Origin of the sequence: Haematobacter massiliensis (assembly GCF_000740795.1) — a bacterium.
Taxonomy (GTDB): domain Bacteria; phylum Pseudomonadota; class Alphaproteobacteria; order Rhodobacterales; family Rhodobacteraceae; genus Haematobacter; species Haematobacter massiliensis.
Genome location: NZ_JGYG01000002.1, coordinates 68,855 through 83,393 on the forward strand (window position 1 = coordinate 68,855; position 14,539 = coordinate 83,393).

Here is a 14,539-nt window from a genome sequence, read left to right on the forward strand (position 1 = left end):
TTGACGCGTGGAGGTCGTGAAAAGGTGCGCGAAGAGCCTGAACGGCGCTGCATCGTCACCGGAGAGGTTCAGCCCCGGCAGGGGCTGATCCGTTTCGTCGTGGGGCCGGAAGACCGGATCTTCCCTGACGTGACGGGCAAGCTGCCCGGTCGTGGCATATGGGTCGCGGCCGACAGGGCGGCGGTGGACAAGGCGGCCCGCAAGGGCCTCTTTTCCCGCGCCGCCCGCCGCGCCGTAACTGTTCCGCCGGATCTCGCCGACGAGGTGGAGGCGATGGTGGCGCGGCGTGTCGTGGATCTCGTGTCGCTGGCCCGCAAGGCGGGAGAGGCAGTGGCGGGGTTCGAGAAGGTGAAAGACTGGCTCGACAAGGACCGGGCCGTCGTCCTGATACAGGCCTCCGACGGGTCTGAACGGGGCAAGACGAAGCTCCACCCACCGGGTGGAATGAATACGTTCATTGGGTGCCTGACGGCATCGGAATTGGGTTTGGCTTTCGGGCGGGAACATGCGATACACGGCGCGCTTGCGGCTGGCGGACTCGCAACCCGTGTTGTAGAGGAAGCCGCAAAGCTCGCCGGATTGCGCGGGCAGATCGGCGGCCGGGCCGTCGGGAAGGATACGAAAGACGCATGAGCGAAACAGACGGTAAAAAGCCCCTCGGGCTGGGTGGTGGCGGTTCTCGTCCGGGTCAGGTGAAGCAGAGCTTCAGCCACGGCCGGACGAAGAATGTCGTCGTCGAAACCAAACGCAAACGCGTGGTGGTTCCCAAGCCGGGTGCAGGTTCGGCCAAGGCCGGCGGCTCGCCGCATCTGGGCGACCCGTCCAAGCGTCCCGCCGGGATCACCGACGCGGAGATGGAGCGCCGGCTCCGTGCCGTGCAGGCCGCCAAGGCCCGCGAGGCGGATGAAGCCGAGCAGCGCCAACGCGAGGAGCGGGAGCGCGAGGAAGAGCGCCAGCGGCGCCGCGACGAGATCGAGGCCAAGGAGCGCGAAGAGCGCGAGCGGGAAGAAGCCCTGCGCCTGAAGGCCGAGGAAGAAGCCCGTGCCAAGGCCGAGGCCGAGGAAAAGGCGCGCCGCGAGAAGGAGCGCGAGGCTCGCAAGCCCGCCGCTGCCGCCGCGGCTCAGCAGCCCAAACCGGCCGAAGAGCCGCCGACCCAGCGCGGCACCTCCAAGGCGGCCCCTGGCCCCCGCAAGACCGACCGCGATCGTGAGCGCGAAAGCGACCGGACGTCCCGCAACAAGGGCGGTGACGGCCGGCGTGCGGGCAAGCTCACCCTGACGGAAGCCCTGTCTGACGCGGGCGGCCGGCAGCGGTCGCTTGCCGCAATGAAGCGCAAGCAGGAAAAGGCCCGTCAGAAGACGATGGGCCGCAACACGGGCGAGAAGCAGGCACGCGACGTGCAGCTTCCCGAGACGATCGTGGTGCAGGAGCTTGCCAACCGCATGGCCGAACGGGCCGCGGACGTGGTGAAGGCGCTGATGAAGATGGGCATGATGGTCAGTATGAACCAGACGCTCGACGCCGACACTGCGGAACTCATCATCGAGGAATTCGGCCACAATGCGGTCCGGGTCTCCGATGCCGACGTGGAGCAGGTGATCTACACGGTCGAGGACAAGGCCGAGGATCTGGAGCCCCGTCCGCCGATCGTGACGATCATGGGCCACGTCGACCACGGCAAGACCTCTCTGCTTGATGCGCTTCGCAAGACCTCCGTCGTCTCGGGCGAGGCAGGCGGGATCACCCAGCACATCGGCGCCTATCAGGTGCGGACGGAATCGGGTGCGCTCCTGACCTTCCTCGACACGCCCGGCCACGCGGCCTTCACCTCCATGCGGGCCCGTGGCGCGCAGGTGACGGATATCGTCGTGCTGGTGGTGGCTGCGGATGACGCGGTGATGCCGCAGACGGTGGAGGCGCTTAACCACGCCCGGGCCGCCGGTGTGCCGATGATCGTGGCGATCAACAAGATCGACAAGCCTTCCGCCAACCCGAACAAGGTCCGTACGGACCTGCTCCAGCACGAAGTTGTCGTGGAGGAGATGGGCGGTGACGTGCTCGACGTCGAAGTGTCGGCTCTGACCGGCAAGGGTCTTGATACCCTGCTGGAGAACATCGCGCTTCAGGCGGAGATCCTCGACCTCAAGGCAAACCCGAATCGGTCTGCCATGGGGGCGGTGATCGAGGCCAAGCTCGACGTGGGCCGGGGCCCGGTTGCGACGGTTCTGGTGCAGAACGGCACCCTGAAACGCGGTGATATCTTCGTCGTGGGTGAGCAGTGGGGCAAGGTCCGCGCTCTCATCAACGACAAGGGCGAGCGGGTGGACGAGGCTGGACCGTCGGTTCCGGTCGAGGTGCTGGGCCTGAACGGCACGCCTGAAGCCGGTGATGTGCTGAACGTCGTGGAGACCGAGGCGCAGGCCCGCGAGATCGCGGATTACCGGGAGCAGGCCGCGAAGGACAAACGCGCGGCGGCAGGGGCGGCGACAACTCTTGAACAGCTCATGGCGAAGGCCAAGGCCGACAAGAACGTCGCGGAGCTGCCGGTGGTGGTGAAATCGGACGTGCAGGGTTCTGCCGAGGCGATCACCCAGGCGCTGGAGAAGGTCGGTAACGACGAGGTTCGCGTTCGCGTGCTGCATTCCGGCGTGGGTGCGATCACCGAAAGCGACATCGGTCTTGCCGAAGCTTCGGGCGCGCCGGTCATCGGCTTCAACGTGCGGGCGAATGCTCCTGCACGCGCCGCCGCGAACCAGAAGGGTGTGGAGATCCGCTACTATTCGGTGATCTACGATCTGGTCGACGACGTGAAAGCCGCGGCCTCCGGTCTTCTCAAGGCCGAAGTGCGGGAGCACTTCATCGGCTATGCCGAGATCCGGGAAGTCTTCAAGGTGTCCAACGTCGGCAAGGTTGCGGGCTGTCTCGTTACCGAAGGTGTGGCGCGGCGCTCCGCCGGTGTGCGGCTCCTGCGCGACAACGTGGTCATCCACGAAGGTACGCTCAAGACACTCAAACGCTTCAAGGACGAGGTCAAGGAAGTCATTTCCGGTCAGGAATGTGGCATGGCCTTCGAGAATTACGATGATATCCGTGCCGGTGATATCATCGAGATCTTCGAGCGTGAGGAAGTCGAGCGCACGCTCGCCTGATCGAGATTTCAGAATGCGAAAACGCCCGGAGTTTCTGCTCCGGGCGTTTTCATTTCTCCGCTCCACCTTTCTCAAGGCTGTATGTGCCTCGCACGCCCTGTGGCCGTTACTGAGGGCAGATTATCAGACGCATGTGAGGGGCCGCGCGTGAGATATGGGCGCCCGCACTCCATCCTCGCGTGTCCCGCGCGGTTCGGCGAAAGGCCGGCAAAGCAGGTGATGAACTTGCGTGAGCGGCCTCGATGGTCGCTGGCGTGGGGGGTGCGCGGGGCCTCAGCTCCCCCGATAGGTGGAGTAGCTGTAGGGAGAGACCAGCAGCGGCACATGGTAATGGCTGTCCTCGGCCATACGGAAGCGAATCGGCACAATGTCGAGAAAGCGCGGCTCTGTCCCCTGCGCGAGCAGGTATGCGCCGACATGGAATTCCAGCTCGTAATCCCCGGTGGCGAAGCTGTCCGCGGGCAGGATCGCCCCGTCGGTGCGCCCGTCCGAATTGGTGACGAGCCGCCGCAGCTCCTGCCGGTCCTCACCGGTCAGCCGGTAGAGCACCACGGTCATCCCCGATGCAGGCACACCCTGCGCGGTATCCAGAACATGGGTGGTCAGATATCCCGCCGCCATCTCTTGCCTCCTCATCTGCATTCGGCATTTCATGCCTGCGATCGTCAGGGAAAGCGACAGTCTTTCGCCCGAACAGGTGCTTTCGAGATTTTCTGATAATCCGACGCTCCGCTCCGGGGTAGAAACGACCGAGAAGAGGGAATGAAAATGAACCGTTATCCGCGCAACATGCTGGGCTACGGGGCCAACCCGCCCGATCCGAAGTGGCCGGGCGGCGCGAAGGTCGCCGTGCAGATCGTCCTCAACTATGAGGAGGGGGGCGAGAATTCCGTCCTGCATGGCGACGCAGCCTCCGAGGCATTCCTGTCCGATATCGCGGGCGCGGCCATGTGGCCGGGACAGCGGCACTGGAACATGGAATCCATCTACGAATACGGCGCGCGGGCCGGGTTCTGGCGGCTGCACCGGCTGTTCACGGCCATGGACATTCCCGTGACGATCTATGGCGTGGCGACGGCGCTTGCCCGCAGCCCGGTTCAGGTCCGCGCGATGCAGGAGGCGGGCTGGGAGATTGCGTCCCACGGGCTGAAATGGGTCGAGCACAAGGACATGCCGGAGGACGAGGAGCGCCGGCAGATCGCCGAGGCGATCCGGCTGCATACCGAGGTTACGGGACAGGCCCCGCGCGGCTGGTACACGGGGCGGTCCTCCGCCAATACCGTGCGGCTGACCGCGGAAACGCGGCGCTTCGACTACGTCTCCGATACCTATGACGACGATCTGCCCTATTGGCTCGATGTGGAGGGGCATGACCAGCTCATCATCCCCTATACGCTGGAAGCGAACGACATGCGTTTCGCCACCGCGCCCGGCTACATCACCGGGGAGCAGTTCTATACCTATCTGAAGGACACGTTCGACACGCTCTATGAGGAGGGAGTGGAGGGCGCGCCCAAGATGTTCTCGGTCGGGCTGCACTGCCGTCTGATCGGGCGTCCCGGCAAGCTCGCCGGGCTGAAGAAGTTTCTGCAGTATGCCCGGCAGAAGGAAGGCGTCTGGTTCGCGCGCCGTGTGGATATTGCCGAGCACTGGCACCGCACCCATCCCGCGCCAGGCCGTCGCGACCGTCCGACGCTTCTGGCGCAGGACGCTTTCGTGGCGCGGTTCGGCAGCGTCTATGAGCATTCTCCCTGGATCGCCGAACGCGCCTGGGGTCTGGAGCTCGGCCCGGAGCATGATTGCGCGATCGGCATGCATTCGGCGCTGACCCGCATCTTCCGCAGCGCGACGGAGGCGGAGCGCCTGGGCGTGCTGCGTGCTCACCCTGATCTGGCGGGCAAGCTGGCAGCGGCCAAGCGGCTGACGGCCGAATCGACGGCGGAGCAGGCTTCCGCCGGGCTGGACGCGCTCACCGACGAGGAGCGGGAGCGCTTCACCAGGCTCAACACCGCCTATGTGGAGAAGCACGGCTTCCCCTTCATCATCGCGGTGCGCGACCATACGAAGGACCAGATCCTTGCCGCCTTCGAGGCGCGGATCGAGAATCACACACCGACCGAGATAGAGACCGCCTGCCGGCAGGTGGAGCGGATCGCCGAACTCCGACTGAAGGACATGCTGCCGTGAGTGGATATTACGCCGGAATGGGCGGGCTGCCCCCGCAGGACAGACTGATGACGGGGCGGGCCATCTTCACCGAGGCCTATTGCTTCATCCCCAAGGGCGTGATGAGCGATATCGTCACAAGCCTCTTTCCCGGCTGGGACAAGACGCATGGCTGGATGATCGCGCGGCCCATGAGCGGATTTTCGGAGACCTTCTCGCAATACATCATGGATGTGGCGCCGGGCGGCGGCTCCGACGCGCCGGAGCCGGACGCCGGTGTGGAAGGCGTGATCTTCGTCGTGGAAGGGGAGCTCGCGCTCACCTACGGCGGGATGACCCATGCGATGTCGGCGGGAGGATATGCCTATCTGCCGCCGGGGCTGAAGTGGACGCTGCGCAATCCGGGCCACGGGCCCGCGCGTTTCCACTGGGTGCGCAAGCTCTATGAAACGGCGCCCGGCGTGGATATCCCCGAAGCCTTCGTGGCCAATGAGCGGGAGATCGAGATCAGCTGGATGCCTGACACGGGTGAACGCTGGGGCACCACGCGGTTCGTCTCGCCGTCGGACATCCGCCACGACATGCATGTGAACATCGTGACCCTGCGCCCCGGCGCGCGCATCCCGTTCGAGGAGACGCATGTCATGGAGCATGGTCTCTACGTGCTGGAGGGTCAGGCGGTCTACAAGCTGAACACCGACTGGGTGGAAGTGGAGCCGGGGGACTTCATGTGGCTCCGCGCCTTCTGCCCGCAGGCCTGTTATGCGGCGGGCGACCGTCCGTTCCGCTATCTGCTCTACAAGGACGTGAACCGCCACGCGCGGCTCCGCCGCTTCTGAAGGGGTCTGTTCACCGCGGCCCGCGCTGCCTATCGTCAGCCCCAGAGAGATAACGGGGTCGGACGATGGGCACACGGCCGTTGCGGAACCGCCACCTTCGCCGTCCGGTGGAGGCGGCGCGCGCCTTGGTGAGCCACCGGCGTTCGCGGGGGGCGGATCTCGCGCTTGCGACCTTTCTGGCCGGCATCGCGGGATGCGCCAATGCAGGCGGGTTCTTTGCCGTCGGGCAATATACCTCGCACATGACGGGCTATCTGTCGCAGGTCGCGGATGGTCTGGTACTGATGAATCTCAGGATGCTCGGCATAAGCCTTGGCGCCATCCTCTGCTTCATGCTGGGCGCGGCGCTGAGCGCGGTGCTCATCAACTGGGCGCGGGAGCGTCACCGTCAGCGGCGGCGCCAATATGCCCTGCCCCTGACGGTCGAGGGTATTCTCCTTCTCCTTTTCGCTACCTTCGGCAGCGGCGCCGCGCGGGAAGCAGGGGAGCCGGGCCTTTTGGCAGCGATGATGATGCTCTGCTTCGTCATGGGCCTGCAGAACGCGACGATCACCAAGATCTCCGGCGCCCGCATCCGCACCACCCATGCGACGGGGATGATCACCGATGTCGGGATCGAGGCAGGCCGCGCCGCCTATGGCCTGGTCGCGCCGGGGAGTGGCGTGCGGGTGAACGGGCCGAACCTGCGGATGCTGTTGCGGATTCTTGGCGCCTTTCTGGCGGGGGGAATCGTAGGCGCGGTGGGCTTCGGAAGATTCGGATTTGTCTTTGCGATGCCGCTCGGGCTGCTGTTGCTGGCCATCTCATTGCCGATGTTTTTCGCAGGGCGGCGTATCGCCCGCGTCTGACTGTCGCAACAGTCTGGAAATCTGTAATTTAGCCGTAAATTGGGGTGTGACGTGTTTGCGGGTCTCGCCAACTTTCCTTATGGATGGCTCAACACCCAGCCAACATCATGCCAACGTGGACATTGCCACGAAGGCGAAACAGACCGCGCATACGTTTGCTCCCGGCTGGCGTGACGTGATTGAAAAGGAGAGACCAAAATAGAACAGAACCTCCTGCTCCTTCTCGTCTGCTTACCTTTCATCGGCAGTCTCGCAGTGCTCACGCTCAGTCCGCGGGCAAGGGATGCCGTGACATGGGTGTCTGCTGCGGTGAATGCGCTGGGGGTGGTGATCCTCTATGTGCTCCGGCCCTATGTGCTGGACGGGGTGATCCTCAGAAACCGCATCCGCTGGCTGCCGGAGCTCGGGCTGGATTTCACGCTGCGCCTCGACGGGTTCGCCTGGTTCATGCTGCTTCTGGTGTTCGGGATCGGGCTGCTGGTGGTCATCTACGCCCGCTATTACCTGACGACCAAGGATCCGGTGCCACGGTTCTTCAGCTATCTCCTCGCCTTCACAGGCGCGATGACGGGGATGCTCGTGTCGGGCAACCTCATCATGCTGGTGGTGTTCTGGGAGCTGACCAGCGTCTTCTCCTTCCTGCTCATCGGGTTCTGGTATCACAACGCGACGGCACGGGACGGGGCGCGGATGGCGCTCATGGTCACGGGCGGTGGCGGTTTGTGCCTGCTGGTCGGCGTGCTGATCCTTGGCCATATCGTCGGCTCCTACGATCTGGACTGGGTTCTTGCCTCGGGCGACCTGGTGCGGGAGCATCCGCTCTACAGGGTGGTGCTGATCCTCGTGCTGCTGGGCGCCTTTACCAAATCGGCGCAGTTCCCCTTTCATTTCTGGCTGCCGAATGCGATGGCGGCCCCTACGCCGGTGTCCTCCTACCTGCATTCCGCCACGATGGTGAAGGCGGGTGTCTTCCTGCTCATCCGTTTCTCGCCCGTTCTCGGCGGCACGCCGGAGTGGTTCTGGATCGTCGGCGGCGTCGGCATGATCACGCTGCTGATCGGCGCGGTCACGGCGCTCTTCCGGCATGACCTCAAGGGACTCCTGGCCTATTCCACCATCAGCCACCTTGGCCTCATCACCGCGCTGGCGGGGATCGGCAGCCCGCTCGCCATTGTCGCGGCGATCTTCCACATCGGCAACCATGCGGTGTTCAAGGCATCGCTCTTCATGGCCGCGGGCATCATCGACCATGAGACGGGGACACGCGACATGCGCCGTCTGTCGGGCCTCTACAAGCTCATGCCCATTACCGCGACGCTGGCCATCGTGGCTGCGGCCGCCATGGCGGGCGTCCCCCTGTTGAACGGCTTCCTCTCCAAGGAGATGTTCTTCGCCGAGGCCGCCGAATGGCACAACGGCTCGGTGCTGGACAATGCGATGCCGTATATCGCGACCCTCGCCGGGGCCTTCGCCGTCGCCTATTCCCTGCGGTTCATCCATGCGGTGTTTTTCGGACCCGCGCCCATCGACCTTCCGAAAGTGCCGCATGAGCCGCCCGCCCTCATGCGGCGGCCGGTGGAGCTGCTGGTGCTGATCTGCGTCGTGGTCGGCATCTTTCCGGCTGCGACCATCGGGCCCTACCTCTACTCCGCCGCCGTATCGGTGCTGGGGCGCGACCTGCCTTATTACAGCCTGTCGCTGTGGCACGGTTTCAACCTGCCGCTGGTGATGAGCATTCTGGCCATCGTCGTCGGTGTCGCGATCTATGTCGTTCTGGCCCGGAGGCTCCCCGAAGGGCCGGAGGGCGCGCCGTTCTTCCACCGCCTGTCGGGGGAGGACATGTTCGACCGGACGGTGCTCGCGCTCACCTGGAAATGGCCGCGCATCCTCATCCGCTACATCGCGACGGAACGACTCCAGCCGCAGCTTCGCTGGCTGGTGGCAATCGTGCTGGGGTTGGTCGGGCTGACGCTCTGGGGCCGCTTCCAGTTCACGCCGCAGCTCCCCGACGAGGCCCCGAGCCTCGCCTTCGCGATGATCTGGGTCGTGGGCGGCGCCTGCGCCATCGGCGCGGCCCATCAGGCCAAGTATCACCGCTTCGCGGCGCTTGTTCTGCTGGGTGGCGCGGGGGTGGTGACCTGCATGACCTTCGCCTGGCTCGCCGCTCCCGACCTTGCGGTGACGCAGCTCGTGGTGGAAATCGTGACGACGGTGCTCCTGCTGCTCGGCCTCCGCTGGCTGCCGAAGCGCCAGCAGGATATCCGGGTCGATGTCAACGTGACGGACCGTGCGCGCCGCTGGCGGGACTTCGCGCTGGCGGTGATCTGCGGGGCGGGTGTGGCGGCGATTGCCTACACGATCATGACGGCGGGAACGGACCGCCCCATCGCGGACTGGTTCCTGGAGCACGCCTATTCCGAAGGCGGCGGCACCAATGTGGTCAACGTCATCCTCGTGGACTTCCGGGCCTTCGATACTTTCGGGGAAATCACCGTGCTGGGTGTCGTGGGGCTGACGGTCTTTGCCCTGCTCCGCCGCTTCCGCCCGTCGCAGGAAAGCGTCGAGCTACCGGAGCAGCAGCGCTTCCAGTCCCGTATCGACCGCGACAGCGAGGAACGGGAGGACGAGCAGACGATCCGCGACTACCTCTATGTGCCCTCTGTCATCATGCACTGGATGTTCCCGCCGATCATCGTGCTGTCGGTCTACCTGTTCCTGCGCGGGCATGATCTTCCGGGCGGCGGATTTGCGGGCGGCGTTGTCATGGCGATCGGCTTCCTGCTCCAGTATCTCGCGGCCAATGCGCGATGGGTTGAGGATCAGCTGACCGTGCTTCCCGTCCGCTGGATCGCGTCCGGCATGCTGATCGCGGTGGCAACGGGGGCGGGGGCGTGGCTCTTCGGCTATCCGTTCCTGACGGCACATGCCCGCTACGTGCACGTGCCCTGGATCGGAGACGTGCCCGCGGCGACGGCGCTGCTGTTCGACCTCGGCGTGTTCTCTCTCGTCGTTGGCGCGACGCTGCTGATGCTCATCGCCATCGCCCACCAATCCATCCGCTCGAGCCGCAAGCAGCGGGAGCCGGAAGAAAAAGACCCGAAAGAGGCCGCCTGATGGAAATCGTTCTCTCCCTTGCCATCGGGGTGCTCTGCGCATCGGGGATCTGGCTGATCCTGCGCCCCCGGACCTATCAAGTCATCATCGGGCTATGCCTGCTGTCCTATGGGGTGAACCTGTTCATCTTCTCCATGGGCGGGCTACGGCCGGGTGCCCCTGCCATCCTGCAGAAAAGCGGTACCGTTGATCCGTCGCTTTATACCGACCCGGTTCCTCAGGCCCTGGTGTTGACGGCCATCGTCATCAGCTTCGCCACGACGGCGCTGTTTCTGGTGGTGCTCATGGCGTCCCGCGGCTTCACGGGAACGGACCATGTGGACGGGCAGGAGCGCGACTGATGAACGGCACGCTTCCCGACCACCTGATCGTCGCACCCATCCTGATCCCGTTCGTCGCGGGCGCACTGATGCTGTTCTACGACGACCGCGCCCGCGCGGCACGGCTCGTCATCAGCCTCATCTCCACCCTGTCGCTGCTGATCGTCGCGGGCATGCTTCTGGCGCAGAGCGAGGGTTCCAACAGCACCGGCGGCAACGATGTCGGCGTCTATCTGCTGGGCAACTGGCCGCCCCCCTTCACGATCGTTCTCGTGCTGGACCGGCTTTCGGCGCTGATGCTGCTGCTGACCGCCTGTCTCGCGCTTCCCGCCCTGCTGTTCGCCTCCGCCGGATGGGACAGGCAGGGCCAGCATTTCCACAGTCTGTTCCAGTTCCTGCTGATGGGCCTGAACGGCGCGTTTCTGACGGGCGACCTGTTCAACCTGTTTGTGTTCTTCGAGGTGCTGCTGGCGGCGTCCTACGGCCTGCTTCTGCATGGCTCGGGGCGCGCGCGCGTACGGTCGGGGCTGCATTACATTGCGGTCAACCTTGTCGCATCGCTTTTCTTCCTGGTGGGCGTGAGCCTGATCTATGGCGTGACCGGCACGCTCAACATGGCTGATCTGGCGTTGAAGCTGTCTGTCCTGCCGGCGGAGGATCGTCCGCTCGTTCTCGCGGCGGCGGCAATTCTGGGGGTGGTCTTCGCGGTGAAGGCGGGCATGTGGCCGCTCTCCTTCTGGCTGCCGGGGGCCTATATGTCGGCCGCGGCGCCGGTGGGTGCCATATTCGCGGTGATGACCAAGGTCGGCCTTTACGTGATCCTGCGGCTGTCGACGCTGCTCTTCGGGGCGGATGCGACGGTGGCGGCGGGCTTTGGCGCCTATGTCGTGCTGCTCGGTGGTCTTGCGACGCTGTTCTATGGGATGATCGGTCTCATGGCGGCACAGGGCCTGCCGCGGGTTGCGAGCTTCAGCGTGCTGATCTCGGCGGGCACGATCCTGTCGGCTATCGGGCTTGGCATTTTCTCCGGACCGCAGATGTATGCCTCCGCGCTGTATTACATGTTGGCTTCCACTCTGGCGGCGAGTGCGCTTTTCCTCATTTCCGAACTGATGGAGCGGGAGCAGGGTGCCATTGCCACGATGCTGGCCGTGACGGCGGATGCCTATGGCTTCGGCGACCAGGATCCGGAGGATGAGCCGGAGCAGACGGACGGCGGCCTGTTCCTGACCGCGACCCATACGATCCTTGCTCTGTCCTTTGCGGTGATCACATTGATCTTGGCGGGGATGCCGCCGCTTGCCGGCTTTCTGGGCAAGGTCGGCCTGATTACCGGAGCGTTGGCAGGACCGGCGTCACAACCGGTGCCGCCCGTTGTCTGGGCCTATATCGCGCTCCTGATCCTGTCTGGGTTTGCAACGCTGGTGGTTCTGGTCCGTATCGGCATCCACACCTTCTGGGCGCCGATGGAGGAGATCGCGCCGCGGATACGGGTGGCGGAACTCGTTCCCATCGTGATGCTGATCGGCTTCTCTCTGCTGCTCACGCTGGAGGCGCGGCCTGTCATGCGGTATCTCGGCCAGACCGGGGCGATGCTGGAAAATCCCGCCATCTATATCCATGCGGTGACGGCGGAGCAGCCTTCCACGGGTATTCCGCTCTCTGAAACCGGCAATGGCCGTGCTTCTGCCGGGGGGGTGACGCAATGATCCGCCGCTACATTCCCTATCCGCTGCTCGCGCTGATGCTGACGCTGATGTGGCTGATCCTCACGCGGTTCTCGCTCGGCAATCTGATCCTCGGGCTGGCCGTGGCACTGGTGGCCAGCCAGGTGATGGTGCGCCTGCAACCTTCGAAACCCCGCATCCGGCGCTGGAGCGTGATCCCGAAGATGTTTGCCATCCTCGGCTGGGACATCATCAAGTCGAACTGGAGCGTCGCCTGGGCCATCGTCTCCAACAAGAAGCGCAACCCGCATCTGGTGGAGATCATGCTCGATCTCCGCGATCCGACAGCGTTGGCGCTGCTGGCCATCACCATCACTGCGACGCCGGGCACGGCCTGGGTGGAATACCGGACGCAGGATGGGCGGCTTCTTCTCCATGTCTTCGATGAGGAGGAGGAAGGTTACTGGAGGCGCGTGGTCAAGAACCGCTATGAGGCGATGCTGATGGAGGTCTTCGAATGAGCCATACGATCATGACGGCCGCCGTTCTTTATGCCCAGGTGGCGCTCGTGCTTGCCATGTGCTTTGCCACATGGCGCATTCTGGTGGGGCCGCGGGCGCAGGACAGGGTGCTGGGCCTCGATACGCTCTATGTGAACGGAATGCTGTTCCTGCTGACTGTCGGCATCCGTTCCGGCAACGTGTTCTTCTTCGAGGCGGCGCTGGTCATCGGGATGCTCGGTTTCGTGGCGACGGTGGCACTGGCGAAGTTCCTGATGCGCGGCGAGGTGATCGAATGAACCCCGCCATCGACCTTCCGCTCTGGGCGGCCATTCCCGCCGCGACCTTCCTGGTGATCGGAGCGACCCTGGCCCTTATCGGCTCCTTCGGGCTGGCGCGAATCTCCACTTTCTTCGAGCGCCTCCACGCGCCGACGCTCGGGACGAGCTGGGGCGTCGCCGGCATCGCGATCTGCTCGATGATCGTCTCCACCTTTGTGACAGGGAAGCCGGTCATCCACGAATTGCTGATCGCCATCTTCATCATGATCACGACGCCGGTCACGCTGATGCTCCTCGGCCGGGCCGTTCTCTACCGTCATCAGGCGGAAAAGGCGGAAGCGGAGCAGAAGCGGGCGGCGCTGGAGCGGGCAGAGCGGGCGCTGGACCCGAAAGGCGCAGAGGACTGACTAGGTCACCTGCGCCCTGACGCGGAACTCCGGTTGGTTCCATGCCTCCGTCAGCACCACGTCCGCCAGCAGGCCTGCGGCTTTCTCCACCTCCGCCAGTGTCAGGTATAGCGGGGTGAAGCCAAAGCGCATGATGTCTGGTGCGCGAAAGTCGCCGATCACGCCTCGCGCAATCAGGGCCTGAACGATGGCATAGGCCTCGGGATGGCGGAAGGAGACCTGACTTCCCCGGTGCTCCGGCGCTCTCGGTGAGGCAAGAGGCAGCCCGGGCAGGCGTGTTGCAACCGCCGCGATGAACGCTTCCGACAGGCGGATCGACTCCCGCCGCACCGCATCGAGCGACACACCCTCCCAGATGTCCAGCGCCGCTTCCAATGCGGTCAGCCCCAGCACGGGAGGTGTGCCGACGCGCATCCGCTCTATGCCGGAGGCAGGTATCCAGCGCGGATCGAAGGCAAAGGGCGCGGCATGGCCCATCCATCCCGCCAGTGCCGGGCGCGCCGTCTCCGCATGGCGAGGCGCCACATAGATGAAGGCAGGCGCGCCGGGGCCACCGTTGAGGTATTTGTAGGTGCAGCCCACGGCGAAATCCGCCCCGGCCTCCGCCAGATGAACGGGGAGGGCCCCCGCCGAATGCGCCAGATCCCAGATGGCGAGCGCGCCTGCCGCATGGGCCCTGGCCGTCAGAGCTGCCATGTCATGAAGCCGCCCGGTGCGGTAATCCACCTCCGTCAGCAGGGTTGCAGCGAGGGTGTCGTCGATCGCTGTCTCTACCTCCTCCGGTGCCACGATGCGAAGTTCCAGCCCGCGATCCAGCGCCGCGACCAGCTCCTGCGCCACATAGAGGTCCGAAGGAAAGTTGCCGCTGTCGGAAAGGATGACCCGCCGCCCCGGTCGCATTGCCACGGCGGCGGAGAGGGCCTGAAACACCTTTATGGACAGGGTATCGCCCATCACGACGCTGCCCGGCTCCGCTCCGATCAGCGGGGCGATCCTGTCACCCACACGCCTGGGCTGGACATACCAGCCCGCCTCGTTCCAGCCGCGGATCAGCAGGCTTCCCCACTCCTGCGTCATCATCCGCCCCACCCTCTCGGCCGCACCGCGCGGCAGGGGGCCGAGGGAGTTGCCGTCAAGGTAGATCACGCCCTCCGGCAGATCGAAGGCGGCGCGGGTCTGGTTGAAATCGGTCATCTCTCTCCTCCGGTCTGTACGGGAGGATAAGGGGATCGGTCCCGCCCTGGCAAC

The 14,539-nt window shown here is 64.9% G+C and carries 13 protein-coding genes; 11 read left to right on the forward strand and 2 right to left on the reverse strand.

The window, feature by feature from the left end; genetic code table 11:
- A complete protein-coding gene (locus CN97_RS03465; RefSeq protein ID WP_035707302.1) occupies positions 1-633 on the forward strand; it encodes an RNA-binding protein in 633 nt (210 codons plus the stop codon).
- On the forward strand, positions 630-3,149 hold the full coding sequence (gene infB / locus CN97_RS03470) for a translation initiation factor IF-2 (protein WP_035707305.1): 2,520 nt from the start codon (positions 630-632) through the stop codon (positions 3,147-3,149). The genes CN97_RS03465 and infB overlap by 4 nt, the downstream gene beginning before the upstream one ends.
- A gap of 273 nt (positions 3,150-3,422) precedes the next feature.
- Here infB and uraH read toward each other — a convergent pair whose 3' ends face one another.
- On the reverse strand, positions 3,423-3,770 hold the full coding sequence (gene uraH / locus CN97_RS03475; protein WP_035707308.1) for a hydroxyisourate hydrolase: 348 nt from the start codon (positions 3,768-3,770) through the stop codon (positions 3,423-3,425).
- A 147-nt stretch (positions 3,771-3,917) separates the two neighbouring features.
- On the opposite strand from uraH, the gene puuE reads away from it, so the two are divergent.
- The 9 genes from puuE (at position 3,918) to mnhG (ending at position 13,291) form a co-directional block, all read left to right on the forward strand.
- Positions 3,918-5,336 (forward strand): allantoinase PuuE, encoded by a 1,419-nt coding sequence (gene puuE, locus CN97_RS03480; protein ID WP_035708266.1) that lies wholly within the window; start codon positions 3,918-3,920, stop codon positions 5,334-5,336.
- Entirely contained in the window at positions 5,333-6,154 is an 822-nt protein-coding gene (locus tag CN97_RS03485) for a bifunctional allantoicase/(S)-ureidoglycine aminohydrolase (protein WP_035707310.1), read from the forward strand. Before puuE ends, CN97_RS03485 begins: the two co-directional genes overlap by 4 nt.
- A gap of 65 nt (positions 6,155-6,219) precedes the next feature.
- Positions 6,220-7,002: a YoaK family protein gene (locus CN97_RS03490; RefSeq protein WP_051910933.1), complete on the forward strand. Its 783-nt coding sequence runs from the start codon at positions 6,220-6,222 to the stop codon at positions 7,000-7,002.
- Positions 7,003-7,200: 198 nt separating this feature from the next.
- Positions 7,201-10,116: a monovalent cation/H+ antiporter subunit A gene (locus tag CN97_RS03495; RefSeq protein ID WP_035707313.1), complete on the forward strand. Its 2,916-nt coding sequence runs from the start codon at positions 7,201-7,203 to the stop codon at positions 10,114-10,116.
- On the forward strand, positions 10,116-10,457 hold the full coding sequence (locus CN97_RS03500; protein WP_035707316.1) for a Na+/H+ antiporter subunit C: 342 nt from the start codon (positions 10,116-10,118) through the stop codon (positions 10,455-10,457). The genes CN97_RS03495 and CN97_RS03500 overlap by 1 nt, the downstream gene beginning before the upstream one ends.
- Positions 10,457-12,145, forward strand: coding sequence for a monovalent cation/H+ antiporter subunit D (locus CN97_RS03505; protein WP_051910934.1), 1,689 nt, complete (start codon positions 10,457-10,459; stop codon positions 12,143-12,145). The genes CN97_RS03500 and CN97_RS03505 overlap by 1 nt, the downstream gene beginning before the upstream one ends.
- On the forward strand, positions 12,142-12,624 hold the full coding sequence (locus CN97_RS03510) for a Na+/H+ antiporter subunit E (protein ID WP_035707319.1): 483 nt from the start codon (positions 12,142-12,144) through the stop codon (positions 12,622-12,624). Before CN97_RS03505 ends, CN97_RS03510 begins: the two co-directional genes overlap by 4 nt.
- Positions 12,621-12,902: a K+/H+ antiporter subunit F gene (locus CN97_RS03515; protein WP_035707322.1), complete on the forward strand. Its 282-nt coding sequence runs from the start codon at positions 12,621-12,623 to the stop codon at positions 12,900-12,902. Before CN97_RS03510 ends, CN97_RS03515 begins: the two co-directional genes overlap by 4 nt.
- Entirely contained in the window at positions 12,899-13,291 is a 393-nt protein-coding gene (gene mnhG / locus CN97_RS03520) for a monovalent cation/H(+) antiporter subunit G (protein ID WP_035707324.1), read from the forward strand. The genes CN97_RS03515 and mnhG overlap by 4 nt, the downstream gene beginning before the upstream one ends.
- Here mnhG and kynU read toward each other — a convergent pair whose 3' ends face one another.
- Positions 13,292-14,485 (reverse strand): kynureninase, encoded by a 1,194-nt coding sequence (gene kynU, locus CN97_RS03525; protein ID WP_035707327.1) that lies wholly within the window; start codon positions 14,483-14,485, stop codon positions 13,292-13,294.
- Positions 14,486-14,539: the final 54 nt, after the last annotated feature.

What these genes read in the sequence shown, in the direction of transcription:
- CN97_RS03505 (WP_051910934.1), top strand. Translation starts at nt 10,457, where the DNA reads ATGAACGGCACGCTTCCCGACCACCTGATCGTCGCACCCATCCTGATC.
- CN97_RS03515 (WP_035707322.1), top strand. Translation starts at nt 12,621, where the DNA reads ATGAGCCATACGATCATGACGGCCGCCGTTCTTTATGCCCAGGTGGCG.
- CN97_RS03500 (WP_035707316.1), top strand. Translation starts at nt 10,116, where the DNA reads ATGGAAATCGTTCTCTCCCTTGCCATCGGGGTGCTCTGCGCATCGGGG.
- CN97_RS03490 (WP_051910933.1), top strand. Translation starts at nt 6,220, where the DNA reads ATGGGCACACGGCCGTTGCGGAACCGCCACCTTCGCCGTCCGGTGGAG.
- infB (WP_035707305.1), top strand. Translation starts at nt 630, where the DNA reads ATGAGCGAAACAGACGGTAAAAAGCCCCTCGGGCTGGGTGGTGGCGGT.
- mnhG (WP_035707324.1), top strand. Translation starts at nt 12,899, where the DNA reads ATGAACCCCGCCATCGACCTTCCGCTCTGGGCGGCCATTCCCGCCGCG.
- puuE (WP_035708266.1), top strand. Translation starts at nt 3,918, where the DNA reads ATGAACCGTTATCCGCGCAACATGCTGGGCTACGGGGCCAACCCGCCC.
- CN97_RS03510 (WP_035707319.1), top strand. Translation starts at nt 12,142, where the DNA reads ATGATCCGCCGCTACATTCCCTATCCGCTGCTCGCGCTGATGCTGACG.
- uraH (WP_035707308.1), bottom strand. Translation starts at nt 3,770, where the DNA reads ATGGCGGCGGGATATCTGACCACCCATGTTCTGGATACCGCGCAGGGT.
- kynU (WP_035707327.1), bottom strand. Translation starts at nt 14,485, where the DNA reads ATGACCGATTTCAACCAGACCCGCGCCGCCTTCGATCTGCCGGAGGGC.